Origin of the sequence: Undibacterium sp. KW1, assembly GCF_009937955.1 — a bacterium.
GTDB lineage: Bacteria > Pseudomonadota > Gammaproteobacteria > Burkholderiales > Burkholderiaceae_D > Undibacterium.
The window spans coordinates 5,985,476-6,010,673 of the sequence record NZ_AP018439.1 but is presented as its reverse complement, the minus strand read 5'-3'; the positions used below and the strand labels follow the sequence as shown (position 1 = coordinate 6,010,673).

Below are 25,198 nucleotides of genomic sequence, written 5' to 3'. Positions count from 1 at the left end.
TGACTGTTAATGATAATGAACAGAGAACACAGGTAAGAGATCATGTTCCCGAAAAGGGGGATTAGCTCAGCTGGGAGAGCACCTGCTTTGCAAGCAGGGGGTCGTCGGTTCGATCCCGTCATCCTCCACCAAGATTCTGGTAGAAGTAATAGGAATCGGGTCTGTAGCTCAGTTGGTTAGAGCACCGTGTTGATAACGCGGGGGTCGTTGGTTCGAGCCCAACCAGACCCACCACAAGATCTCGACAGTGCAAACGTAAGTCAGTGCATAGTAAGAATAGAGCACAGAGATTTAGGTTTGTACTTTCAAAGCGAAAGACATAGTAATAAGTAGTTCTCGTTCTTTAACAATTTAGAAGAAGTAAAGTAGAAATAATCAAAATTATTTCTGTAAAGAGAGGTTGGTGAGTCAGCAATGACGAGCTAATCGAATTTATGGAAGGGTTGTGATTGTATCGAACAAACATAGTATTAAAAAGCGAGTTTGAAAAAGCTGTCGAAAGACAAGTTTTAGAAAAAATCAAATTCCTTGAGATACGGCAAACGCTAAAGTAATACTCATAAGTAGTAAAGAACTATAACCGGTTTTTGGTGATGAACCTGGGATTGAAGAGATTCGATAACAGACACCAGAAGCTAACGTTATAGGGACAAGTGACTAAGTGCACATGGTGGATGCCTTGGCGATATCAGGCGATGAAGGACGTAGTAGCTTGCGATAAGCTGCGGGGAGTGAGCAAACACACATTGATCCGCAGATTTCCGAATGGGGAAACCCGGCCGTAAGGTCATTGCAACCTGAATACATAGGGTTGCAAAGCGAACGTGGCGAACTGAAACATCTAAGTAGCTACAGGAAAAGAAATCAACCGAGATTCCCAAAGTAGTGGCGAGCGAAATGGGAAGAGCCTGCAAGATTTAGCATCTTTGATAATAAAACGGATTGGAAACTCCGGCCATAGAGGGTGATAGCCCCGTATATGAAATCATCGGTGTGGAACTAAGTTTGCGACAAGTAGGGCGGGACACGAGAAATCCTGTCTGAACATGGGGGACCATCCTCCAAGGCTAAATACTCGATATCGACCGATAGTGAACCAGTACCGTGAGGGAAAGGCGAAAAGAACCCCGGGAGGGGAGTGAAATAGAACCTGAAACCGTGTGCATACAAACAGTAGGAGCGGACTTGTTCCGTGACTGCGTACCTTTTGTATAATGGGTCAGCGACTTACATTCAGTGGCAAGGTTAACCGCATAGGGAAGCCGTAGAGAAATCGAGTCCGAATAGGGCGAATCAGTCGCTGGGTGTAGACCCGAAACCAAGTGATCTACTCATGGCCAGGTTGAAGGTGCGGTAACACGCACTGGAGGACCGAACCCACTAATGTTGAAAAATTAGGGGATGAGCTGTGGGTAGGGGTGAAAGGCTAAACAAACTTGGAAATAGCTGGTTCTCTCCGAAAACTATTTAGGTAGTGCCTCAAGTATCACCGACGGGGGTAGAGCACTGTTATGGCTAGGGGTCATCGCGACTTACCAAACCATTGCAAACTCCGAATACCGTTGAGTGCGAGCTTGGGAGACAGACATCGGGTGCTAACGTCCGGTGTCAAGAGGGAAACAACCCAGACCGCCAGCTAAGGTCCCAAAGTATAGCTAAGTGGAAAACGAAGTGGGAAGGCTAAAACAGTCAGGAGGTTGGCTTAGAAGCAGCCACCCTTTAAAGAAAGCGTAATAGCTCACTGATCGAGTCGTCCTGCGCGGAAGATGTAACGGGGCTAAGCTATACACCGAAGCTGCGGATATCCTTATGGATATGGTAGGAGAGCGTTCTGTAAGCCTGCGAAGGTGACTTGTAAAGGTTGCTGGAGGTATCAGAAGTGCGAATGCTGACATGAGTAGCGATAATGGGGGTGAAAAGCCTCCACGCCGTAAGCCCAAGGTTTCCTGTTCAACGTTCATCGGAGCAGGGTGAGTCGGCCCCTAAGGCGAGGCAGAGATGCGTAGCTGATGGGAAGCAGGTTAATATTCCTGCACCGTCGTATGATGCGATGGGGGGACGGATCGCGGAAGGTTGTCCGACTGTTGGAATAGTCGGTTTTTAACCTGGAGAAGGCTGTTAGGCAAATCCGGCAGCGTAATTCAAGGGGTTGAGACGAGTGAATTAATTCACGAAGCAATCGGAAGTGGTTCCAAGAAAAGCCTCTAAGCTTCAGTCATACGAGACCGTACCGCAAACCGACACAGGTGGGCGAGATGAGTATTCTAAGGCGCTTGAGAGAACTCGGGAGAAGGAACTCGGCAAATTGGTACCGTAACTTCGGGATAAGGTACGCCCTTGTAGTTTGACTGCCCTGCGGCAGAAGGACGAAGGGGTTGCAATAAACTGGTGGCTGCGACTGTTTAATAAAAACACAGCACTCTGCAAACACGAAAGTGGACGTATAGGGTGTGACGCCTGCCCGGTGCTGGAAGATTAAATGATGGGGTGCAAGCTCTTGATTGAAGTCCCAGTAAACGGCGGCCGTAACTATAACGGTCCTAAGGTAGCGAAATTCCTTGTCGGGTAAGTTCCGACCTGCACGAATGGCGTAACGATGGCCACACTGTCTCCTCCCGAGACTCAGCGAAGTTGAAATGTTTGTGATGATGCAATCTACCCGCGGCTAGACGGAAAGACCCCATGAACCTTTACTGTAGCTTTGCATTGGACTTTGAATCGATCTGTGTAGGATAGGTGGGAGGCTTTGAAGCGTGGACGCCAGTTTGCGTGGAGCCATCCTTGAAATACCACCCTGGTTTATTTGAGGTTCTAACCTTGGCCCGTTATCCGGGTCGGGGACAGTGCATGGTAGGCAGTTTGACTGGGGCGGTCTCCTCCCAAAGTGTAACGGAGGAGTTCGAAGGTACGCTAGGTACGGTCGGACATCGTGCTAATAGTGCAATGGCATAAGCGTGCTTAACTGCGAGACTGACAAGTCGAGCAGGTACGAAAGTAGGACATAGTGATCCGGTGGTTCTGTATGGAAGGGCCATCGCTCAACGGATAAAAGGTACTCTGGGGATAACAGGCTGATTCCTCCCAAGAGTTCATATCGACGGGGGAGTTTGGCACCTCGATGTCGGCTCATCACATCCTGGGGCTGTAGCCGGTCCCAAGGGTATGGCTGTTCGCCATTTAAAGTGGTACGTGAGCTGGGTTTAAAACGTCGTGAGACAGTTTGGTCCCTATCTGCCGTGGGCGTTGGAAGTTTGAAGGGGGCTGCTCCTAGTACGAGAGGACCGGAGTGGACGAACCTCTGGTGTATCGGTTGTCACGCCAGTGGCATTGCCGAGTAGCTATGTTCGGAAGAGATAACCGCTGAAAGCATCTAAGCGGGAAACTCGCCTTAAGATGAGACTTCCCAGAGACTTGATCTCTTTAAAGGGTCGTTCGAGACCAGGACGTTGATAGGCTGGGTGTGGAAGTGCAGTAATGCATTAAGCTAACCAGTACTAATTGCCCGTAAGGCTTGTCCCTATAACCTTAGCAGGTAATAGGCTACGACAAGTATTGTGAAGCGTTTGCGAAATGTGCTAGCTGTGGAAACAGCAGGCAAGTTCGACAGCAGTCACAACCACTACCTCAAGCGATGGTCTCGCTTGGGGTAACAAAACAAATTTGATTAGTGCGAATAAGATCGCACACTCTACTTAACTTCTTCTGAATTGGATTTGTTGCCAGCTACAAAACAACGTAGCGATCAACGAATCAACAAGTTATGCCTGATGACCATAGCTAATCGGTACCACCCCTTCCCATCCCGAACAGGACCGTGAAACGATTACGCGCCAATGATAGTGCTGCAACCAGTGTGAAAGTAGGTTATCGTCAGGCTTTTATTCCGCATACCCCCACACAAGCTATTGTGTGGGGGTTTTGCTTTTAAGTGAGAATAGTCGATTTTGTAAGCGGTTACGCAGATTTTAGTGAAATAGCCAGGAAAAAGACTAGACAAGAAGCATAAAGATGAAGTATAATTTTGCTTCTGTTGATGTGGTGACACACATCAAGTTTATCTGACTAGGCAAGAATATGGGTGCTTAGCTCAGTTGGTAGAGCGGCGCCCTTACAAGGCGTAGGTCGGGAGTTCGAGCCTCTCAGCACCCACCACAGATAAACAGCAAGAACGGTTAAGTAGTTTCGGAGTGGTAGTTCAGTTGGTTAGAATACCGGCCTGTCACGCCGGGGGTCGCGGGTTCGAGCCCCGTCCGCTCCGCCAGTATTAAGAAGGTCTTATAATTCAATGAGTTATAAGACCTTTTCATTTTGGGCTGGTAGCAAATTTGGTAGCAATCTATGCTCAATTTGCCAGTTTATTTCCGAAATTCTTCTTATTATTTCCATACCCGTATTCACGGTAAGCAATTTAAACGGTCATTACATACAGCAGACCGTCAAATTGCTATCATAAGAGCCTCTAGGCTACTTGAATGCATTCAAATGGATATTGACTTCAAAAACATAAAAAAATACGAACTGGACCTGTCTAGGGGTATTGCTAAATCGGATGGTCCTGAAGACCACCAGCGATTATTAGAAGCAATGGCATTTATGCGAGAAAGTCAAAATCAAAGTCAAAAGCAACCCCATATATCGGAAGGACCTGGGCGAGCCAGTCCATTTCCTTCTACGAAATCCCTGACTCTGTTGGAATTATTAGACAAATATTTTTTACTGAAAAAAGTCAAACCTGCCACGATATTGGCTCACAAAAATACCGTAAAAGAATTTGAAGCTTTCTTTAAATTGAAATGTTATATCTCTGAAATTCAGGTTGGAGATATAACCCGATTTCAAGAATATTTAGCAAGTAAGGGAAATGTTCCTCGGACCATTGACGGGAAAATTGGCTACATTAAAGCATTATTAAATTTTGCAATTAAACAGGGGTATCTCTTGAATCAGAAAAATCCTGCTGAAAATATGTCATTAATGACGAAAAGACAAAAATTGTCAGACGGTTATTTGATTTTTGAAGTAGAGGAAATTAAACAGATTTTTACCAGTGATTATTATAAGGAGCAGAAACAATCTGACCCTGATTATTATTATGTGTTGCTGTTAGGGTTAATTACTGGGTGCAGAATTTCAGAAATAACGACACTGACAAAATCGCAATTTCAAATTTCGGAACACTATAATAATTTTATTGTAATTCGCGATTCTAAAACTTCAGCAGGAAAAAGAGAGATTCCTTTACCGAGTCAGATTTTTGATAATGATTTCAAAAATTACCTTGATTCAAAAGAGGATTTTATTTTCAGATATGTGAGTCGTGAAGGTAAGGGCTCAGGAAATGCAGTCGGTAAAAAATTTGCTCGACATTTGGCTGAATTAAAAATTAATCGGGGTAAGTTGGTTTTTCATTCACTCAGAAAATTTCTGAATGATTATTTTATGAAAAATGAAATTGCTTATGAACCACGGTGCCAATTTTTTGGGCACGAAATTGAATCGGTGAATGTAGCAACTTACTCAAATAAATTTAGTGTGGATAAATTGGCTGAAATTATTCTCCAGCAACAACTTAAATTATTGCGAACGGTAAAGCTCATTCCTGAAAGTGAAATGATGAAAAAATTACCTCAAACCGATTAAAAAATTATCCAGCCTTGAGCTGGATTTTTTTATTCGGAACGGGATTTTAAGGGTGAAACCCTTAAGGTTTGGCTGTTGGTTTTGATTTGGTTTTAGCTCCGCAGGACCGACACTTATGCAATAAGTATAGTCGGTTCACTATACAAGCAAAATTAAAAGCCGATTCGTTGACAAGGAGATAGAAAAAGATATATTAAATAATAACAAAAATATAATAATATGTCCTATCAATTTATCCATTTTGATGCTTATGCTCGTGAAGGTTCAAAGCAAACTAAAACAGTTACCAAAAAGAACGGTAACAAAATAACCACAACAAAACAAGTTAAAAGTCTTCGTCAAATTCTGGAGGAGCAAGCTCGTATAGAAGAAGCTTGTCCCCATATCCAAGAACCACGAAAACCAGGAATACTTTACGGTGTTCCACCTATGGAAGTGTTGCCTATGGCAGAAGAGTGGGCAGAAAGTGCAACCGATTCTATTGGCAGAAAATTAAGAAAAGACGGTATGGTTGCTCTGGTCGGGGTGGCAAGTCTTCCTCGTGAAATGGAAGATAGTTTCCCAGAATTTGCAGAAGATACTTTGAAATGGTTAAAAAATAAATATGGTGACAGATTAAAAAGTGTTGTTGTTCATGAGGACGAATCACACCCACATTTACATTTCACAGTAGTGCCCAGAATTGGGGAACGATTTGACGATATACACGAAGGTATTAAAGCCAAAAATGTAGCTAAAAAAGAAGGTAAAAATGCTGGTGCTCAAAATCTTGCCTATATTGAATCAATGCGACATATTCAAGACGATTATTCTAATAAGGTAGCATTGAAACACGGATTAACCAGGTTAGGCCCAGGTCGTAGAAGATTAACTCGCGGTGAGTGGCAAGCAGAAAAAGCACAAGCTAGATTTTTTGCAGATGCCAAGGCAGTAGCAAAACAATATATGAAAAAGGGTTATAAAGCAGGAATTGCCAAAGCAGAAAATAAAGCGAATGAAATAATAGAATTAGCAGAAAAAAATGCTCTAAGTTTCGGTTCAAAAATTGGTAGTGTAATGACGGGTGTTTTATCTGCTTGGCATAAGCCAAGTGTTGAAGTGACCGAAGAATTGGAGCAGATTAAAAAATCTGCTGAAAAAGAAAAAAAGAAAGCTGAAGAATATAAAAAACAAGCGAAGGAATGGGCTGATAAACGAGTTGCGAATGTGAGTAACCAGATTACAGAACAAAAGGCTAAAACTGAAGAATTGAATAAAGAATTAGATAAGGAAAGGGAAAGAGTTCAGGACCTTGCTGATACTTTGAAATGGTATGAAAAAAAGTTTGGTAAAACCCCTGATAATTCCCAAAAATACAAAAAATAATGTAATTTTTTAGCCGTTCCCTTTTTATTTACTATCGTAAATCTCTAACGAGTTCTTCTTTGCTGATATGGTATTAATATAAATAAATATAAAAATAATAATATAAATGCTGTAAACAAGACCTATCGGTCTTGTTTGTGTCTTTGCTGTTCACCGTGCTATCACACGGTTCCAGCAAAGACTTACCCAAAGGACAAATTTTAAAAATTTGAACTTGAGGTCTTTACTGGGGCTAACCACATAGCACCAGACTGAAATTTATTAAGCTTTCCAGTTTCGAGGATTCACAGTCTTAATACTGCTCAAGCGGGGTTCCTCTGATTGACTTCCCTGTGGCTTTGCTTGATTACCGTTCTAGCCACTTCATTAAAAAAATAATGTCGCTTATTGTGGAGGTTCACCATTTGCAGTTATCAGTATTTACTGAATATTTTTAACCTGGGCTATCTATTGTCCACCATCTACATTGGCAATATTCCGAACCGAGAAACTTAATTGACGAATAAAAAAATTGCCTTAACAATTTTCGTTAAGGCAATTTAATCTTTATTCTGTCTTGACAATCTACGATTTTCAATTATGATTGAATCACCAGTAGGGAAACTGTTATCATATTTATATTGAAAATCTTTAGATTGTCAAGTATGTGATATAAATAAAAAGCCAGTCAAAATGACTGGTTTTTTACAAGGAACAAAAAATAATAGGAATTCATTACTTTTCAATAGTGCTTTTTTTTTCGAGAGTTCGTTATAACTTGGTATGCCAATTAGACTTGACAATGTTTTGTTTATGTGGCATAGTTCTCTTGCAGTTTGTGGAGGTAGGAACGCCCCACGTAAAATATATAAGTCTCCAAACAGAATTATTGTGGCGGTAGAATAGCCCCACGTAAAATAGTAAAAATATTCAAACAGAAATAACTGCCAAAAAATGCCCCGAAAGGGGTTTTTTTTGGTCTATCGAAAGCATATTCATGCAGCTTCTTAAACTTGATTCAACTTTTTATGCAGATCATACCCATTTGGTTCAGGTTCTTGATAATATTGGTGGAGTATGGGAAGCTGGCAAAATTAGAGGGTATGGAATAGTTCTCATTTCTATAAAAAATTTGACTTTTGGAATACCACTCAGAAGCAATATTAGGCATAAGGCTGCATACTTAACAAAAAAAAATCCCTCAGTCGGTAATGCTCCTCCATATGGCAAAGGGTTAGATTTTTCAAAAGCACTTCTCATTTCAGATCCCGCCTACATTTCGACAGAAGTATTTAAGATTCCTGCTGAAGAGCATAATAAACTGGTGGCGAAGCAGCCTTATATTGCACAGAAGTTTGAGAAATATGTTGAGAAATACATAAGTGCGGTAAGGAAGCCTGATTCAAATATTCTTAATAGCATTGAGTATAGGCACACAACCCTTCAAAATTATCATGCTGAGTTGGAAATTTAGCACAATAGGGAATGCCCTATGAAAAAGTGAGTAAGTGCATTTTTTATTTGATAGATACAATAATTGTAGAAACACTGCTAAAATTCTTCCTCGTTTAGCAGTGGTAACAGAAATGGTAAGAGTTTTTCTGTTTCCTTTTATTAATAATGTTGCTAAGTCCTTGATTCTATTGGTGGAAAAATTCGGAGGGTGAGATTTTTACAGTGCCCCGTCCGCTCCGCCAGTTTCAAGAAAAAAGACAAGCATCGCTTGTCTTTTTTTTCGTCCGCATTTTCCTGCAATCCAGGCAAGCATCTACCTTGATCCATGAACACCGCTGTATGCGCCAGCACGGTAGCCTCCAGCTACTGCTCCAATACTTCATCAACAGCAACGGGAATGCTAGTAGCTAGCCGTCGAGGTTATGAAAGAATTAGCCGAAACTTCGTCGCTCCAGCGCAGGCTGGAGCCTAGAGTCGTTGGTTGATGCACCGTGTGGCGTGACTAAGAGAACGATTGAGCGATGGTAAAACGGTGCGCACGGCGCACCCTACTACAGCGAGGAAGCGCTGCGATCTAGAAATAAAATAAGAAACCCAAACAACAGAGTAAGAGCAGAGAGCACGTGTCGTTCTATTTCCGTTCATTTGCGTAACGAAGTCTGCTTGCAAGCAGTTTTTCCTGCGCCCGTACCTCTGTGTTGATAGGTCTTCGGCCTATAGTAAATGCTGCGCACAAAACAAAACCCCCGCCCAATTACCTGAGCGGGGGTTTTGTAGGGCAAGAAGCGTCAGCTCATCAAGCAGCCTGAGCGCTATCCATTTCACCATCTAAAGCAAACACCACATCACTGAGCAAACTGGCCAGTTCGGCAGTCATGAGAACAAAGTCTGCATCAAAGCGTTCTTCTTCATTACTACCCTTATCCTTGCTTTCATCGAGTACATCCAGCGGTTTGATGCGCTTGATTGTCAATGTGTCGGTCAGGACAAAGCTGACTTTGTCATCCCAGGTCAGCGCCAGCTTGGTGCATTGTTTGCCAGCGGTAATATGCTTCTGGATATCATCCGGTTCCAGTGTGTAGCGTACATAGCGTACGGTGGCCTTGTCTTCGGTAGAAGACTTCAGTTCAGTATCCTGGTCTATCGTGAAACCCTTGGGGGCTTCATTGCCGGCCAACCAGCCTGTCATGGCTGCCTGTGGAGAAGTCTTGGTACGCAAGCCTTCCAGTGGCAGCTTGTCGCAGCACTTCAGCAAGAGCTTGATGACTTCATCCGCCTTGGATGGGCTCGAAGCATCGATGACCAGCCAGCGGTTCACAGGGTCTATCCACACATTGGTATTGCGCTTGACGCCAAAGGCGCGTGGCAGCAATTCTTCAGTGATGCGTTCTTTCAGGTCTTTCATGGCTTTGCGGCCAGGTGCAAAGCCTTGTTCTTCTTCTATTTCCAGCGCTCGGGCCTTGGTGACCTGGTTAATGACACTGGAAGGCAGCAGTTTTTTTTCTGTTGCCAGCGAAATCAGGAATTGTTGATTGACGCTATGTACCAGTTGGTCATTATTGCGAGGCGATGCCCAGCCCTGGCTTTGCATCTCGTTCGAGGCGCATTGTGAAAACGCAATGCGTGACAATTGGGCATGCAACTCCTCGGCAGTGATCTTCCAGGGAGTTGTCAGACGAAAAACTTGCAGATTCTTGAACCACATAGCGTATCCAGACGAAGAAAACCTAGCATTCTACACGTCTGCGCTGGGCCACTCACGACCAAAAACACCTCTTTCGCGGCAAGAACCAACGCTTCGTCGCTTTCTGGCATACAGAGCAGATCAGCTTTGCAATACTTCTTCCATCGCAGCAAAACAAACCGGCGAAATAACGCTAAACCCCACTAAACAGTATTCAAGGAGATCATCATGTTGAACCAAATCATCAGCGGCACACCAATGTATGTATGGGCAATCCTCGGCTTTCTGGCTTACCGCGGCATCAAGTCCAGCGTCGATCGCGAACTGACAGTCAGGGCAGTGGTCATCATTCCCCTGGTCATGCTGGCCTTGTCGGTACAAGGCATACTGTCCGGTTTCGGCGCTGATCCTGTGGTAATGGCAGCATGGCTGGCAACCATGACAGCCGGTGCGGCAGTGTCCTGGAACATGGTCAGTGACAAGAACGTCCGCATCCTGGCTGACAAGGGCACCGTGTTTTACCGTGGTAGCTGGGGTCCGCTGGTCATGATGATGTCCATCTTTGTCATGAAGTATGTTGTCAATGTGGCTTTGCACGTGAATCCTGCCCTGCACAGCAACATGTTGTTCGCTGTTATCAGCACTGCCTTGTTCGGCCTGTTCAACGGTTTGTTCCTTGGCAAAATGCTGCGTGTCCTGATCATGTACAAACAAGCAATGTCTTCCAACGCAGTATTTACCCGCTCTGCTACGGTTTAAAACGCAATCGTCTGGCAAAAGCAGGAGGATGAGTAGTAATTCGTAACAAGAAGATGCAAGATTCGCTTGCGGCATCTCAGACAGGGGCAGGGTGAGACAGTATAATGTCCCCTGTCCTTATTTTATTTATTGTCAAAATACAATAAAAATTGCGTGCCATGCTAGCTGAACAAAAACAAGAATTACTGAAACTATTCCAGAACGCAGTTGAACCTATCTTGGTCGGCTCCGAGCTCAAGCCCACGATAGCACTGGAGCGCCCGCGTGATCCGTCCCATGGCGATGCAGCTTGCAATATCGCCATGCAGATCGCCAAGCCGCTGCGCAAGAATCCGCGCGAACTGGCACAGGCCATCGTTGCAGCAGTAGAAGCACAAGATAGTCCGCTGGTTGCCAGTGTGGAAATCGCTGGTCCTGGCTTTATCAATATCCGTCTTGCTGCTGCGGCCAAGCAGGCAGTGGTCACGACAGTTTTGCAAAAAGGCGCAGAATTCGGCAAAAGCCAGCGTGGTGCTGGTGAAAAAGTGGTGGTTGAATTTGTTTCTGCCAACCCTACTGGCCCTCTGCATGTAGGCCATGGCCGCCAGGGTGCTCTGGGCGATGCCCTGTCTGCCTTGCTGGATGCACAAGGCTACGATGTCAGCCGCGAGTTTTACTATAACGATGCTGGTGTGCAGATCAATAATCTGGCCCTGTCCGTACAGGCGCGTGCCAAGGGTTCTGCGCCCGGCGAAGCTGGCTGGCCAGAGTCTGCCTATAACGGCGACTACATCGCCGATATCGCCAGGGATTTCCTGGCGAAACAAACCGTTTCTGCCGGTGATTGTGCACCTGTCACAGCCAGTGGTGATGTCGATGATATTGAATCCATACGGCATTTCAGCGTGACCTATCTGCGCCGTGAGCAGGATGCAGACTTGCTGGCCTTTGGCGTCAAATTCAATAATTACTATCTTGAGTCTTCGCTGTACAAAGACAACAAGGTCGAGACCACAGTTGCCGCCCTGAAGGCCGCAGGCAAAACCTATGAGCAGGAAGGCGCGCTGTGGCTGCGTACGACCGACTATGGTGACGACAAAGACCGCGTCATGAAAAAGTCAGATGGTACTTACACCTATTTCGTGCCGGATGTGGCTTATCACGTCACCAAATGGGAACGTGGTTACCGCAAGGCCATCAATATCCAGGGCAGTGACCATCATGGCACCATAGCCCGGGTACGTGGCGGCCTGCAGGCTTTGAATGTAGGCATACCGCAAGGCTATCCCGACTACATCTTGCACAAGATGGTTACCGTCATGAAGGATGGTGCCGAGGTCAAGATCTCCAAGCGTGCCGGTTCTTATGTGACCGTGCGCGACCTGATTGAATGGTCAGGTGGTGGCGATGAGCAGCGTGGCCGTGATGCCGTGCGCTTTTTCCTGATTTCGCGCAAGGCGGATACTGAATTCGTGTTCGATGTCGATGTCGCTCTCGCTCGTTCAGATGAGAATCCGGTGTATTACGTACAGTATGCCCATGCCCGTATCTGCTCGGTACTGGCGCAATATGCGACGGACGAAGCCGCTTTTACACCGCTGGCCAATGTCGATCTGTCACCATTGACCGCACCGCGCGAAGCCAGTTTGCTGGCCAAGCTGGCAGAGTATCCTGAAGCTTTGGAAAAGGCCCTGGATGAACTGGGCCCGCATCAGGTTGCCTTTTACCTGCGTGACCTGGCAGGTGAATTGCATAGTTATTACAATGCCGAACGGGTATTGGTGGATGACGAAGCAACCAAACTGGCCAGGTTGGCACTGATGCTGGCAACCCGCCAGGTCTTGCGTAATGGTCTGGCATTGATAGGTGTATCCGCGCCTAACAAAATGTAAGTCAGTAGATATTCAGCTAATCAAACAAGCTCATAAAACACGTCGGAGACGCATGAAATCTCAACAGAACGCCCCAAAACAAAAGAATAGCCAGCGCGGCAGCACCCTGACTGGCATCATCATCGGCCTGGTAATCGGTCTGGCTATTGCAGTGGGCGTGGCCATGGTGATTACCAAGTCATCGACGCCATTCACCAATAAAAATGGTAAATCGGACAAGGCAGACATTCCCCTGACGCAATTGCAGGACCCCAACAAGCCGCTGTATGGCAACAAGGATGCTGCCAAAGAGGCCAATAAGGAACTGACTGCCAGCAAACCGGCAGAAACAGTAGCGCCGCCAGTCAAACCCGCAGAAGTCAAACCGCCAGAAAAAACGGCAGCAGAAAAAGCTGCCGAAAAAGCAGAGAGGGCAGAAGCTGCCGCTGCAGCCAAGGCGGACAATACTGACGAAAAATATATCTACTTTTTGCAGGTTGGTGCGTTCAAGGAACAGGTGGCAGCAGAAAACAGCCGTGCCAAGCTGGCACTGATTGGTTTTGAAGCACGTATTGTGGAAAAAAATTCAGACGCCGGCACCATGTACCATGTGCGCCTTGGCCCATACACTCAACTCGAAACAATGAACCGTACCCGTTCCCGCTTGTCTGAGAATAGTGTGGATGTGGCCGTGGTTCGCACAGTCAAATAACAGACCGGTAAATAATCAACGTGCAATGAGCGTGCAATAAGCGTACAAAAAGCGATTAATAAAGGAAACGTGATGCAATTCTTCAGTCAAATCAAACGCCGCATGTTCATGCTGGCTGGCCTGTCTCTCGTGGTTGGTGCCGTCAATGCCAGCCCGACTGCCCCGCAGCCTGGTGTCGAATATCAGGTTTTGAAACGCCCTCAACCTGTTGATAGTGGCAAGAAAATTGAAGTCATTGAATTCTTTGGCTATTTTTGCCCGCATTGCTATGCGCTGGAACCTTTGCTGGCAGAATGGGTGAAGAAGCAGGGCGACAATATTTCCTTCAAGCGCATCCACGTGAATTTCCACGATCTGGTGCCACAGCAAAAACTCTACTTCGCCATGGAAGCAATGGGCAAGGCAGATGAATACCATATGAAGGCGTTCAATGCTTACCACGTCGATCACAACCGTTTGCAAACAGATGCCAACATCATGGAATTCGTTGCCAAGTCTGGCCTGGACAAGCAAAAATTCTCTGATATCTACAATTCTTTCTCTATCACCAGCAAGCTCAGCCGCGCGACCCAGCTGGCAAGTGCCTACCAGATTGACGGTGTACCGTCGATTGCCATTGATGGCCGCTTTGTGACTTCACCAGTGCTGGCCGTCTCGACCATGACCAGGGTGACAGAAGAAATACAAAACCACGCAGTCATACAGGTGCTCGATAGTCTGATCGCCAAAATACAAAAAGAGAAGAGTGGCGCACCAGCAGCGGCACCTGCTGCAGCCTCAGCCAGTTCTGCAGCTTCGGCCAGTTCAGCGGCTTCAGCCAAGGCAGCAGCCAAAAAGAAATAAGTAGCAATAGAGTTATAGATAGTCCGCCATCCCGGCGGACTTTTTCATTGGATATCATGAAAACAGTCTTCATCACTGGTGCATCTTCTGGCATAGGTGCCGCGCTTGCCAGAGCGTATGCCGAGCAAGGCGTTACCCTAGGCTTGCTGGCACGCCGCCAGGAAGTGCTGGAAGAACTGCGGCAGAGCCTGCCTAATCCCGGCCAGCATCATATCTATGCCGTGGATGTCACCGATCATGAGGCCCTGGCAAAGGCTGCCAATGATTTCATGCAAGCCGTTGGGCAAGTCAATATCGTCATCGCCAATGCCGGTATTTCAGTTGGCACGCTCAGTGAATATGCAGGCGACATCAAGGTGTTTGACAGCGTCTTGCAAACCAATCTGATAGCAACAGTGGCGACTTTTTCACCTTTCATCAATGCCATGAAAACTTACGCGCACAATGTTGATTGCCGTCTGGTCGGCATAGGCAGCGTGGCCGGCATACGAGGCTTGCCGGGAGCGGGTGCGTATTGCGCATCCAAGGCGGCAGTCATCAGTTATTGCGAATCGCTGCGGGTAGAATTACGTGATAGCGGCATACGCGTCGTGACAATTGCACCGGGCTATATTGATACGCCCATGACCAAGGGTAACCCTTACCCCATGCCTTTCCTGATGCCGGTCAAGGCCTTTTGCACCTCTGCCTTAAGGACCATTGATGCTGGCAATACTTACCGCGTGATCCCCTGGCAAATGGGTGTGGTCGCCAAGATAATGCGTATCTTGCCTAACTGGCTGTACGACGCAGTTTTCGCCAGGGCGCGCCGCAAACCGCGTGCCGCAGACCAGACATGAGCATGCTGATTGATGCGCTAGGTACGGTGTATCAGCCATACGTAGTCAATGCTGGGGCTGCGGCTGAGCCGCGCATCGTCAGCCTGGTGCCTTCCATCACTGAACTGGTTTGTGAGCTGGGGCTGTCGCCTTATCTGGTTGGTCGCACCGGTTTTTGCATACATCCCAAGTCTGTAGTGCAAACTATTCCCAAGATAGGTGGCACCAAGGATGTGAATATAGAAAAAATCCGCAAGCTGGCGCCTACCCACCTCATCGTCAATATTGATGAAAATGAAAAGCCAACAGTAGAAGCGCTGGCAAAATTCATTCCCCATGTCATCGTCACTCACCCACTGGTGCCACGCGATAATCTGGCCTTATACCAATTGCTGGGCGGGATATTTGGTGCGCAGGAAAGAGCGCAGGAGTTGTGTAACCAGTTTGAAGCTGCCTATGTTGCTCTGGACCCTGCACCGACCAGTTCTCAGCAAGTCGTCTACTGCATCTGGCAAGACCCGTGGATGACCGTCAGCCGCGACACCTACATCGCCGCCATGCTGGCGCTGATAGGCTGGCAAACCTGGTCGCCACCAAACAGCATCTTGCGTTACCCGGGTTTTCAGTGGGCTAGTGCAATGCAACATTCCATCGACAGGGTTTTGCTGTCTACCGAACCCTACCGCTTTACTGAAAGCCATGTCGATGCGCTGGAGAAGCAACTGGGCCTGCCAGTACAACTGGTCGATGGTGAAATGCTGTCATGGTATGGCAGCAGGGCAATTGCAGGTTTGCAATACCTGAAGCAATTGTCTGCGCAATAAGGTTATGCAATTCTGCGTATCTGTCCCAAATTCGAAATACGTCTATACAATTTACACAAAAATGCCACACTGCATAGCACAATAATTGACACTCTAATATGTCGACAACCATACTTCTGGGCATACCAGTTAAGGTTTTCTATATATTCTTGGAGAAGTTTGTTATGAATAAGATGCGCAAAGCGATTTTACTTGCCCTGTATGGTGCAAGTGCAGCAACTGTTTTCACTCCCGCCATGGTGAGTGCGCAAACTGCCCCCGCAACAGAAAAAGCCACAGACCCAGCCATACAAACCATGACCATCGTTGGTTCGCGCCGTGCCAATACCAGCGCCACCAATACGCCGCTGCCTGTCGATTTTATTTCGGTATCCAAAGCAGCAGAGCAGGGTGGGCAGTTTGACCTGGCACAGACCTTGGCCAATATTTCGCCTTCCTTCAATTCCACCCGTCAGACCGGTGCCGATGGTGCCGATCTGGTGGATTCTGCTGCCTTGCGTGGCCTGGGTTCAGACCAGACTCTGGTACTGGTGAACGGCAAGCGTCGCCACACGGTATCGCTGGTGAACCTGTTCGGTGCCCGCAACCGTGGTAATACCGGTACGGATTTGAATGCGATACCCGTCATGGCGATCAGCAATGTGCAAGTCTTGCGCGATGGTGCAGCCGCCCAGTATGGCTCAGACGCGATTGCCGGTGTCATGGACATCACCCTCAAGAAAAACCTGGGTTGTGAAGCCAGTTTTGGTTATAGCCAATATTCTGTCGGCGACGGTAAAAATTATCTGCCATCCGCGTATTGCGGTATTGCCCTCGGTGAAAAAGGCGTACTGGGCATCACGGTGGAATATACCGACCGTGGCCGCTCGAATCGCGCTGACCCAGGTAACCCGCGTACCATTGGCGACACCAAGGTCACTGGCCCTACCGTTTACCTTAACGGTGAAGTACCCAACGGCGGCAATGACAAACTGTATTTCACCCTGGGTACACAACAACGCAAGGCATCTTCTGCTGCCTGGGCACGCGGTGGCATAGGTTCTGATGACATCCCTTCGCGCAATTCTGCTGCCATGTATCCGAATGGTTTTGTACCCTACATCAATGGCGATATCAATGATATCTATGGCACCGTAGGTTATAAATGGGAAATCGGCGAATGGCGTGCTGACCTGTCGCAAACTTATGGTTTCAATGAACTCAAGTACAACATCAGCAATACCATCAATGCCTCGATTGCCAACAAGGACTTGCTGGCCGGTGGCAAGGGTATCAGCCCCAGCAGCTTTAATGCCGGTGGTTTTTCTTTTTCGCAAGCGACCACCAATCTGGACTTCAGCCGCTTCTTTGATGGCTTCATGAATGGCGTCAACGTCGCCTTCGGTGCAGAATACCGTCGTGAAAACTACAAAATCACTGCCGGTGAGCCAGGTTCTTACAATGATGTTGATGGTCTGGGTTTTGGCGGCAATGCCGGTAGCCAGGGCTTCCCCGGCTTCCAGCCTGGTGACCGTACTGACAAAAACAGGAACAGTGTCGCTGCGTATGTCGATGTAGAAACCGATATCACCAAACTCTTCAAGCTGCAGACAGCGGTCCGTGGCGAGCGTTATAGCGACTTTGGTTCTACCCTGACTGGCAAACTGGCAGGCAGTTACAAGGTGTCTGATGATGTCCTGATGCGCGGTTCTATCAGTACAGGCTTCCGCGCACCATCGCTGCAACAAGTGTATTTCTCTTCCACCTTTACCGACTTCATCAGCGGCAAGCCCATGGACGTCGTGCTGGCACCAAATGGCGGCACAGTCGCGAATGCTGCAGGCATCCCCAAACTGAAAGATGAAACTTCGAAAAACTACACATTCGGCCTGACTTTCAAACCGAATAGTGCATTTGCCATGACAGCCGACTTGTACCGCATTGACATCGCTGACCGCATCGTCTTGTCCGGTCGTTTTGATGCTGACAATTACCCAGCTCTGGGTACTACGCTGCAAGCGCTAGGTGTAGGTCAGGCACAGTTTTTTGTGAATTCCATCAATACCAAGACCCAGGGTCTGGATTTGACGGCGTCCCATAAAACCAATCTGGGGGCAGGCAAATTATCGACTTATCTGGGTTTGAACTACAGCAAGACTGAAGTCACCAAGGTACAGGCTCCGGCATCCCTGAAAGGCTATGAAGATGTCTTGCTGTCTGAACGTGAGCGTCTGTTCATAGAGCAAGGTGGTCCAAGAATGAAAGCCACTCTGGCCTTCAATTATGAGCAGGGGCCATGGGCAGGCGAGTTCAAGGTCATCCATTACGGTTCACAAACCCTGGGTACTTTCTCAGGCACAGCCGCTGGCGTACCAAATGCCTATTACGAGCCAAAAACCTCGGCTGACGTGGCTTTGACTTATGCCTTCAATGACACCACCAAGCTGACCATAGGCGGCAATAATGTATTCAACGTCAAACCGACTCGTCAGGACCCTAACGAAACCGATAACGGTTTTTACTATGACAGCGTACAGTTTGGCCTGGGCGGTGCTTCTTACTTCCTGAAACTCTGGAAAAAGTTTTAATCCAGTGATAGGGAAGCTTAGTATCTTCTGAATAAAAAAACGGCCTGCATGTCAGGCCGTTTCTTATGAGGAAATGAGATATCAGGACTAACTGCTCAGGCAAATTCCGAACCTGACTGCCTGAGCATATTTCAAGCAATGCGCAAGCCAATAAAAAAGGCTGGACGTTGGTGATAGCGTCCAGCCTAGCTTCAGGCAAGAATTTTTACATGCATCCGTCAGACTTTTTCAGACCCTCAATTTCATTGAATTGCCTTTTGGAAGTTGGGGTCTGCAAATAATTTGCCTAACATTTGCTTCACTGCTTCAGCATGATTGCGTTGTGCGTCCGGGATAGCCAATGCAGCCATCAATGAAGAGTCCCATTTGGTCTCGCCAATGGCTACTTTTTCATAAATGGGTTTGCCGCTCTTTGTAACGGTGAAGCGTACAATGACACTGGCTTTTCCAATTCCGAATGAACCATCAAGATCATTCTTTAATACTTGCCCACTGATAACAGCATTGGTCTTGTTTCCCAACCTGCCGGCACTTTGTAGTTCTGCACGCAAAGCTTCTTTGATATATTCCGCATATGAATTATTGAACGGTGAATTATATGGATTGCCGCGTATCCGAAGTTGATTCATGCTTTCGTCCACGACGCTAAAGTGACCAGGCTCTGCCCAGGCATTGTCTGGCATGGTCTGCAGTATCTTGACATTATCTACGGTGGCCTGGTAAGCCGGCGCTATTGCCGTACATGCAGTCAGCATCAAAGAAAGTGACAATATGGCAAGCGAAGCAAGCATTGTTTGTCCCTTGTTTGTTACCGTGGCACATGTTGTTTTCATTTATTCAGTTCCCCATTTTTTTTACATGTCATTCCGAAGATTTAGCAGCAACCCCTCTGTAACCCCGCGTATTGCTTCAACCTTGGGTACAGGCTGCAATCCCTTGGGACCGTCAGCATTACTTACCATAGTATGAATCGCATGCTTGTAGCTATGTTTGATTTCATCTTTGCCGGGGCTGACATAACTTGCATTCATGATGTAGTCACCAGTAACCATGGTGCCAGTCAGACCAAATGTCAAGTCAGTAGTAAAGCCTTTGCTGAAAGCATCTATATCTACAACGATGTTATCTATGGTAGTGAACAGTTTGTCAGTAGGGTTGCGATGTCAAAAAATGAAATGATATTCAGTTCTGCTTATTCAGGTTTTTACTCGGTCTTTACTCAAGTCCTGTTGGTCAGCGTTACTCCAGCAATAACCAGCAAGCCACCGACTATCATTGATGGCAAGATCGGTTCACCGAGTATCATCGCGCCGAGACTGATACCGAAGACCGGCACCAGGTTGTTGAACACCGCCGTGCGTGCCGGGCCTATGCTTTTCACGCCTTCGTAGTACCAGACAAAACCGATGACTGTGCCAAACGCCCCCAGATATACCAGCGAAGCCAGTACTTGCCAGCTCAGGCGGGCGGGTTCAAAGCGCGGTAATTCCAGTACTGCACCCAGGCCCAGCAAGAGCAGACCCCATAGCGACGCATAAGTAGTGGCTGCAATCGGTGACAGTCCCTTCAGGGTGTGACGCCCTATGATGGTGTAGGCCGCCCAGCCGCAAATCGCTGTCAGCATGAACAGCTCACCCTTGCCCAGCGATTGCGATAAATCATGCATGGCACTCATCAAGTCACCACGGGTAATCACCACTGCCGCACCGGCAAAGGCGACCATGATGCCCAGCCAGCGTATTTTGCTCAGCCTCTCTCCAAATAGCAGCGCCAGTGCCAGCGCAGTGACGATGGGGTTCAATGCCACAAAGAGGGCAGTGCGCCCGGCGGGCATGTTTTCCAGCGCTGCAAAAAAGCACAGGTTATACAGGAAAATGCCGGTCGCACCGAGTGCAAAGGTCGCATGCATTTGCTGCTTGCTGAGTTTGGGCAAGCCACCTTCGAGACGCCAGGCCAGCAATAACAATAAAACGCAGGCAACAGCAAAACGGATAAAGGCCGCAATCATGTGCGGTATCTCTTTGGCGACCAGGCGTCCGGCAATGAAAGTGCCACCCCAGAACAGGGCGACACAGACAAGTTTCAGATAGGTAGAGACAGGGGCTTTGTTCACGATAATCCAGGCAATGCAAAAGCCTGTTAGCCTACACCAAAATCAAGCCCCTGGTTTTCACTTGTGCATGCTGCGCAAACCTTGTTCATAGATCACTTCGGCTATCTGTATTGCATTCAGGGCGGCACCCTTGCGCAGATTGTCGCCACTGACGAATAGCGCCAGGCCATGTGCTACCGTAGGGTCAGGGCGCACCCGGCCAACGAATACAGGATCGCGGCCAGTCGCCATCAAGGGATTGGGCACTTCCGTAACGACCACACCGGCAGCACAGCTCAGTAACTCAAGCGCTGCATCTGCTGAGATGCTTTTTTCGAATTCTGCATTGATGGACAGTGAATGTCCTGTAAAGACTGGCACACGCACACAGGTGCAGGAGACGCTCAATTCCGGGATACCAAGTATCTTGCGGCTTTCATTACGCAGCTTGATCTCTTCTTCGGTATAACCATCTTCAACAACTTGATAGTTGTAAGGTACGACATTGTAGGCAATCGGCACCTGCCATTTCTTCGGCGCGGGGAAGTCTATACCTTCACCATCATTGACCAGCCTGGTGCAATCATCACCTGCTTTTTGCATCTGACTTGCCAGCTCTTCGACGCCTGCAACACCACCACCCGACACAGCCTGATAAGTGCTGACGACCAGACGCCGTAGCACAGCTTTGTCATGCAGGGGTTTCAGCACAGGCATGGCTGCCATGGTAGTGCAGTTGGGGTTTGCGATGATGCCCTTGGGGATATTTGCCAGATCATGCGGATTGACTTCTGCCACCACCAGCGGCACGGCAGGGTCCATGCGCCATGCCGAGGAATTATCAATGACCAGCGCACCCGCAGCCGCGACTACCGGTGCCAGGCGCAATGAAGTGTCTCCACCCGCCGAGAAAAACACGACATCGAGGCCAGCATAATCAGCCGTTGCTGCATCTTCAACGACGATCTGGCTGCCTTTCCAGTTCAGTGATTTTCCGGCAGAACGCGCAGACGCAAACAGGCGCAATGAGCTGACAGGGAAGTTGCGTTCTTCCAGCAGCTTGAGCATGAATTCACCGACCAGGCCAGTTGCGCCGACGACACCTACATGCATGCCATGGGGGTAATGTTCGAGCGACAAGGCAGAGCGTGCCGGTCGCGGTGGACTGACAACTGAAGCCTGATGATCTTGACGGTCTTGATGATGAGAATTTGATGCCATGTAAATCTCCTTAAAGTGGCCAGGAGACAGGTATCAAGCTAGATGCACCCGCCTCGTAGGCGGGTTGCGAAAAAATGAAAAAGCGCTAACCCACCATTGCGATAATGGTGGTCTTAATGCTCAGCGTGGATGCAAAATGGCTTTTCATAAATTGATGGTAACAGACTTGATAAAGACGATCAAGCCGTCGGTTTTGCCGGTTCAAGCCTACATAATTTCCAGCAGCAGGACGCCACGCGCAGGCACTTTGAGTTGTTGCGTCTGTTCAAATTCCTGTCCAGTGATCACATCTTTGGCCTTGGCGTTTGCAGGCAAAATTTCTGCAAAGCGTGTTGTCGCCAATTCTGTCTCAGCCGTATTCTTGTTCATCACCACCATGATTTTGTGCTTCTGGTCATAGCGGAAGTACACATAGATGCCATCTTGCGGCGCAAAGTGCATGAGCTTGCCTTGGTGGATAGTTCGCTGGGTCTTGCGCCAGTTCAGCAGCTTTTTGATAAAGGCTTGTGCTTCCAGTTGTCTGGCATTCAGACCTGCACCGGTGAACGCATTTACTGCATCACCTGTCCAGCCACCGGGAAAGTCTTTTCGGAATGCACCGTCATCCCTGTGTTTGGTGCTGGTCATTAAAATCTCGGTGCCATAATAAAACTGTGGCGTGCGCGGCATGGTGGCGATATAGGTGATCGCCATCTTGAATAAATCCAGGTCTTCATCAAGTGCGCTGTACAGGCGGCTGACATCATGATTGCCCTCAAACAGCACCATCGCTGATGGTTGTGGGTAGAGCTGGTCATTGATCAGGGCTTCATACAAAGTGGCAAAGCCGGAATGCAGGTTCTCTGGCGCGACCAAAGCTTTGCGCAGCGTATCGTGCAAGGGATAATCCATCATGCTGGGCATATGCGAGACATAGCCATTCGCATTCTTGTGCCCGCGCAGCCAGTGCGCCACCAGGTTGGGGTTGTCTGACCATTCCTCACCTACCAGTGTCAGGTGGGGGTATTCCTGCATGACACGGCGCGACCACTCTGTTAAAAAGGCCGGATCAGAATAGCCATAGGTATCTGCCCGTATGCCTGCCAGCCCGGCATACTCTATCCACCAGATGGTATTTTGTATCTGGTAATTCGCCACCAGCGGGTTATGCTGGTTCATGTCCGGCATGTGCACTTCAAACCAGCCCTGGGTGAAATTCTTTTTGTCGATGGCAGACGCATACGGGTCACTGACCGTAGTACGCGCATGGTAGGTCGGTACAAATTCACTGTTGTAGCTGAGCCAGTCTTTGCCGGGCAAATCCTTCATCCACCAGTGGCCGTCTCCTATGTGATTCAGCACGATATCCTGGATTACGCCTATGCCTTTCTTTTTTGCTTCGGCTACCAGCCGGAGATATTCTTCATTGCTGCCCAGGCGGGCATCGACTTTGTAATAATCGGTGGCGGCATAGCCATGGTAAGAATAAGCTTGCTGATTATTCTCTACGACTGGTGTAGGCCAGAGCATGGTGTAACCCATATCGGCGATATAAGCCAGATGATCGCGTATACCCTTGAGGTCGCCACCATGGCGGCCAGCACTTGCATCATTGCGGTCCAGCTTGTCGGCAAAGCCGGGCAGGCTGTCATTGCTGGTGTCGCCATTGGCAAAGCGGTCTGGCATAAGATTCAAGATTGCATCTGCCGGGCCAAATCCCAGCCTTTGTGCCGATCCTGGCTCACGTGCTCTGAGTTCATAAGGAATGGAAAATTGCTGAGTGCCCTGTTGCATGCGTATCTCGAATTTGCCTGCGCGGGCGGCTGACGCAATCTGTAAATCCAGAAACAGATAATTGGGGTTGCTGAGCTTGTGCACGCCCTTGATTTGCACGCCAGGATAATTGATGCGTGCTGTATAGGTGGCAATTTGTTTGCCATGCAGCATGATTTGCAGCTTGTCACTCTTCATCCCTACCCACCAGAAGGCGGGCTCCACATGCTCCATGGCTGGCTGGGCCTGTACCAGTCCTGCTGACAGGGTAAACAAACTAATGAGCAGACCTGCAAGGGCATGGGTTTTCATCCCGTCTCCTGATGAATAAGTTTGATATTTATGTATTTAAACTACATTTTTATACTTATTCTAAGTTATTCCGGTTAATTAAGGGATTTTATTCACGATGAAAATGTATTTTGATTACATTTCTCTTTTTGGCCGTCGCAAGCATGCTGGCCTCAAAGCCGGAACTGGAACGAGAAATTGCCTCTTTTTTGAGCTTCATCCAGTCACTTTGTTTGATATTTTCTAGCTTATCAAATCAGGCTGAGTGGTCTCAGCAAAAGCAAGGGCGTTAGCGCATATAAAGCGCAGCCCCAATCCCGGGAGGATGTATGCAGGATATTTCAAACTTAAATTCGATTTTTGGCGATGTGCAGGCTTTGCAAAGCAAGCTCAAATCCAGACTGGCTGACGCAGAACAGAGTGCCGACAAGTTCAAGGCTGCATTGCAGGCAGCAGTCAAGCCAGAAACCAAAGCTGAACTGGTGAGTACTATCAAGGAGAAAGCCGCTGACCTTGGTGCAGATACCAAGGCCACCGACCTGGCAGCGCAAATACAGGCGACACTGACAGCCTTGCGCGAGCAATTGCAGGCGCCGCCGCCTGCTGTGCCTCCTACGGCGGCAAGCACTGTGGCAGCAGTCACTGGCGCGTCAGCGAGTTCAACCGCAGTAGCCAGTGTCAGCGATGCAACTGCCAGCAGCAAAACCACGGCTGCCGCAAGTAAACCCGCTGCCACGCCGCCAGCCGCACCCACCACGAACATTGCCGCAGTAAATCCTACCCATGCCGCTTACAGGGTGTATGACCCGGCCAATCCATCGGCTTTTGTCTCGCCATCCAATCCCGGCGGTGGCCCCAATCTGCTGGCGGCAGACCTGGTCTTCAACACTGACCCAAGGCCAGATTCCGTGAACTCCATCAAGCGCCCGACAGCAGCGCAAGGTTCGGCTGAATGGGGTGATCAGTTAAAAAACTATGAAGTCGCTTATGAAAAATTAAGCAAAGAGAATAATGACTGGAACCAGAAAAACATGAAAATGCGTAACCAGACACTGGCAGCTTCACCTTATGCAGCATTTGTTACTACTACCGGTGCGGTTAATCTGGCAGCACAAACCGATCCTTTTTATCAGGCTATGCTGGCTGACCCGACCAGGGCACCAGCCTAGTTTTACTGAAGTTCTAAAATCACCGGAACCCGTCAGCTACCCTGACGGGTTTTTGCTTTGTGCTTGCACAAAACTACCTGAAAAAATAATTTTCAAACCGCTGGAATAAAGACTGCTCAGCTTACGTATATCCCTGTGTAAGCAGTTTGCGCGTCAAATGCTGCTGACATTCGTTTA

The 25,198-nt window shown here is 48.0% G+C and carries 17 protein-coding genes, 4 tRNA genes and 2 rRNA genes; 17 read left to right on the top strand and 6 right to left on the bottom strand.

Features of this window, described 5'->3' with window-relative positions; translation table 11 throughout:
- Positions 1–55: 55 nt before the first annotated feature.
- The 9 genes from UNDKW_RS27185 to tenpIN all read left to right on the top strand — a co-directional run bounded on the left by UNDKW_RS27185 (position 56) and on the right by tenpIN (position 8,458).
- A tRNA-Ala gene (locus UNDKW_RS27185) sits at positions 56–131 on the top strand.
- A gap of 26 nt (positions 132–157) precedes the next feature.
- Positions 158–234: transfer RNA gene (locus UNDKW_RS27180), tRNA-Ile, on the top strand.
- Between the two features lie 413 nt (positions 235–647).
- Positions 648–3,519, top strand: a 23S ribosomal RNA gene (locus tag UNDKW_RS27175).
- A 244-nt stretch (positions 3,520–3,763) separates the two neighbouring features.
- Positions 3,764–3,876: ribosomal RNA gene (gene rrf / locus UNDKW_RS27170) — 5S ribosomal RNA — on the top strand.
- Between the two features lie 200 nt (positions 3,877–4,076).
- Positions 4,077–4,152, top strand: a tRNA-Val gene (locus tag UNDKW_RS27165).
- A 32-nt stretch (positions 4,153–4,184) separates the two neighbouring features.
- A tRNA-Asp gene (locus UNDKW_RS27160) sits at positions 4,185–4,261 on the top strand.
- Positions 4,262–4,338: 77 nt separating this feature from the next.
- The gene (locus UNDKW_RS27155; protein WP_232063140.1) at positions 4,339–5,640 is read left to right on the top strand and encodes a phage integrase SAM-like domain-containing protein; all 1,302 of its coding nucleotides are present in this window, start codon (positions 4,339–4,341) and stop codon (positions 5,638–5,640) included.
- A gap of 219 nt (positions 5,641–5,859) precedes the next feature.
- Entirely contained in the window at positions 5,860–7,005 is a 1,146-nt protein-coding gene (locus tag UNDKW_RS27150) for a plasmid recombination protein (protein ID WP_162061314.1), read from the top strand.
- 976 nt (positions 7,006–7,981) lie between these two features.
- Positions 7,982–8,458 (top strand): type III toxin-antitoxin system TenpIN family toxin, encoded by a 477-nt coding sequence (gene tenpIN / locus UNDKW_RS27145; protein ID WP_162061313.1) that lies wholly within the window; start codon positions 7,982–7,984, stop codon positions 8,456–8,458.
- Between the two features lie 777 nt (positions 8,459–9,235).
- On the opposite strand, the gene UNDKW_RS27140 is transcribed toward tenpIN, so the two are convergent.
- The gene (locus UNDKW_RS27140; RefSeq protein WP_162061312.1) at positions 9,236–10,144 is read right to left on the bottom strand and encodes a recombination-associated protein RdgC; all 909 of its coding nucleotides are present in this window, start codon (positions 10,142–10,144) and stop codon (positions 9,236–9,238) included.
- A 207-nt stretch (positions 10,145–10,351) separates the two neighbouring features.
- Here UNDKW_RS27140 and UNDKW_RS27135 point away from each other — a divergent pair, with 207 nt between their 5' ends.
- From UNDKW_RS27135 to UNDKW_RS27105, 7 genes are all read left to right on the top strand, one after another.
- On the top strand, positions 10,352–10,882 hold the full coding sequence (locus UNDKW_RS27135; protein ID WP_162061311.1) for a DUF6622 family protein: 531 nt from the start codon (positions 10,352–10,354) through the stop codon (positions 10,880–10,882).
- Positions 10,883–11,040: 158 nt separating this feature from the next.
- Positions 11,041–12,753, top strand: coding sequence for an arginine--tRNA ligase (gene argS / locus UNDKW_RS27130; protein WP_162061310.1), 1,713 nt, complete (start codon positions 11,041–11,043; stop codon positions 12,751–12,753).
- A 52-nt stretch (positions 12,754–12,805) separates the two neighbouring features.
- A complete protein-coding gene (locus UNDKW_RS27125; protein WP_162061309.1) occupies positions 12,806–13,444 on the top strand; it encodes an SPOR domain-containing protein in 639 nt (212 codons plus the stop codon).
- A 72-nt stretch (positions 13,445–13,516) separates the two neighbouring features.
- Positions 13,517–14,287: a thiol:disulfide interchange protein DsbA/DsbL gene (locus UNDKW_RS27120; RefSeq protein WP_162061308.1), complete on the top strand. Its 771-nt coding sequence runs from the start codon at positions 13,517–13,519 to the stop codon at positions 14,285–14,287.
- A 56-nt stretch (positions 14,288–14,343) separates the two neighbouring features.
- Positions 14,344–15,126 carry an SDR family oxidoreductase gene (locus UNDKW_RS27115; RefSeq protein ID WP_162061307.1) on the top strand — a complete coding sequence of 261 codons (783 nt, stop codon included), beginning with the start codon at positions 14,344–14,346 and terminating at the stop codon, positions 15,124–15,126.
- Positions 15,123–15,929, top strand: coding sequence for a helical backbone metal receptor (locus UNDKW_RS27110; protein WP_370529060.1), 807 nt, complete (start codon positions 15,123–15,125; stop codon positions 15,927–15,929). Before UNDKW_RS27115 ends, UNDKW_RS27110 begins: the two co-directional genes overlap by 4 nt.
- Before the next feature lie 164 nt (positions 15,930–16,093).
- The gene (locus UNDKW_RS27105) at positions 16,094–18,496 is read left to right on the top strand and encodes a TonB-dependent siderophore receptor (RefSeq protein WP_162061306.1); all 2,403 of its coding nucleotides are present in this window, start codon (positions 16,094–16,096) and stop codon (positions 18,494–18,496) included.
- A 242-nt stretch (positions 18,497–18,738) separates the two neighbouring features.
- Here the strand turns inward: UNDKW_RS27105 and UNDKW_RS27100 are convergent, their stop codons facing one another.
- The 5 genes from UNDKW_RS27100 to UNDKW_RS27080 all read right to left on the bottom strand — a co-directional run bounded on the left by UNDKW_RS27100 (position 18,739) and on the right by UNDKW_RS27080 (position 23,873).
- Complete coding sequence (locus tag UNDKW_RS27100) at positions 18,739–19,329, bottom strand: hypothetical protein (protein WP_162061305.1); 591 nt, start codon at positions 19,327–19,329, stop codon at positions 18,739–18,741.
- A 21-nt stretch (positions 19,330–19,350) separates the two neighbouring features.
- On the bottom strand, positions 19,351–19,572 hold the full coding sequence (locus UNDKW_RS27095; RefSeq protein WP_162061304.1) for a hypothetical protein: 222 nt from the start codon (positions 19,570–19,572) through the stop codon (positions 19,351–19,353).
- Between the two features lie 143 nt (positions 19,573–19,715).
- Positions 19,716–20,609, bottom strand: a complete 894-nt coding sequence (locus UNDKW_RS27090; protein ID WP_232063139.1) for a DMT family transporter — start codon at positions 20,607–20,609, stop codon at positions 19,716–19,718.
- Between the two features lie 57 nt (positions 20,610–20,666).
- On the bottom strand, positions 20,667–21,809 hold the full coding sequence (locus tag UNDKW_RS27085) for an aspartate-semialdehyde dehydrogenase (protein ID WP_232063138.1): 1,143 nt from the start codon (positions 21,807–21,809) through the stop codon (positions 20,667–20,669).
- Between the two features lie 207 nt (positions 21,810–22,016).
- Positions 22,017–23,873: a glycoside hydrolase family 13 protein gene (locus UNDKW_RS27080; RefSeq protein WP_162061303.1), complete on the bottom strand. Its 1,857-nt coding sequence runs from the start codon at positions 23,871–23,873 to the stop codon at positions 22,017–22,019.
- A gap of 308 nt (positions 23,874–24,181) precedes the next feature.
- Between UNDKW_RS27080 and UNDKW_RS27075 the strand changes: the two genes are divergently transcribed.
- Positions 24,182–25,021 carry a hypothetical protein gene (locus tag UNDKW_RS27075; protein ID WP_162061302.1) on the top strand — a complete coding sequence of 280 codons (840 nt, stop codon included), beginning with the start codon at positions 24,182–24,184 and terminating at the stop codon, positions 25,019–25,021.
- Positions 25,022–25,198: the final 177 nt, after the last annotated feature.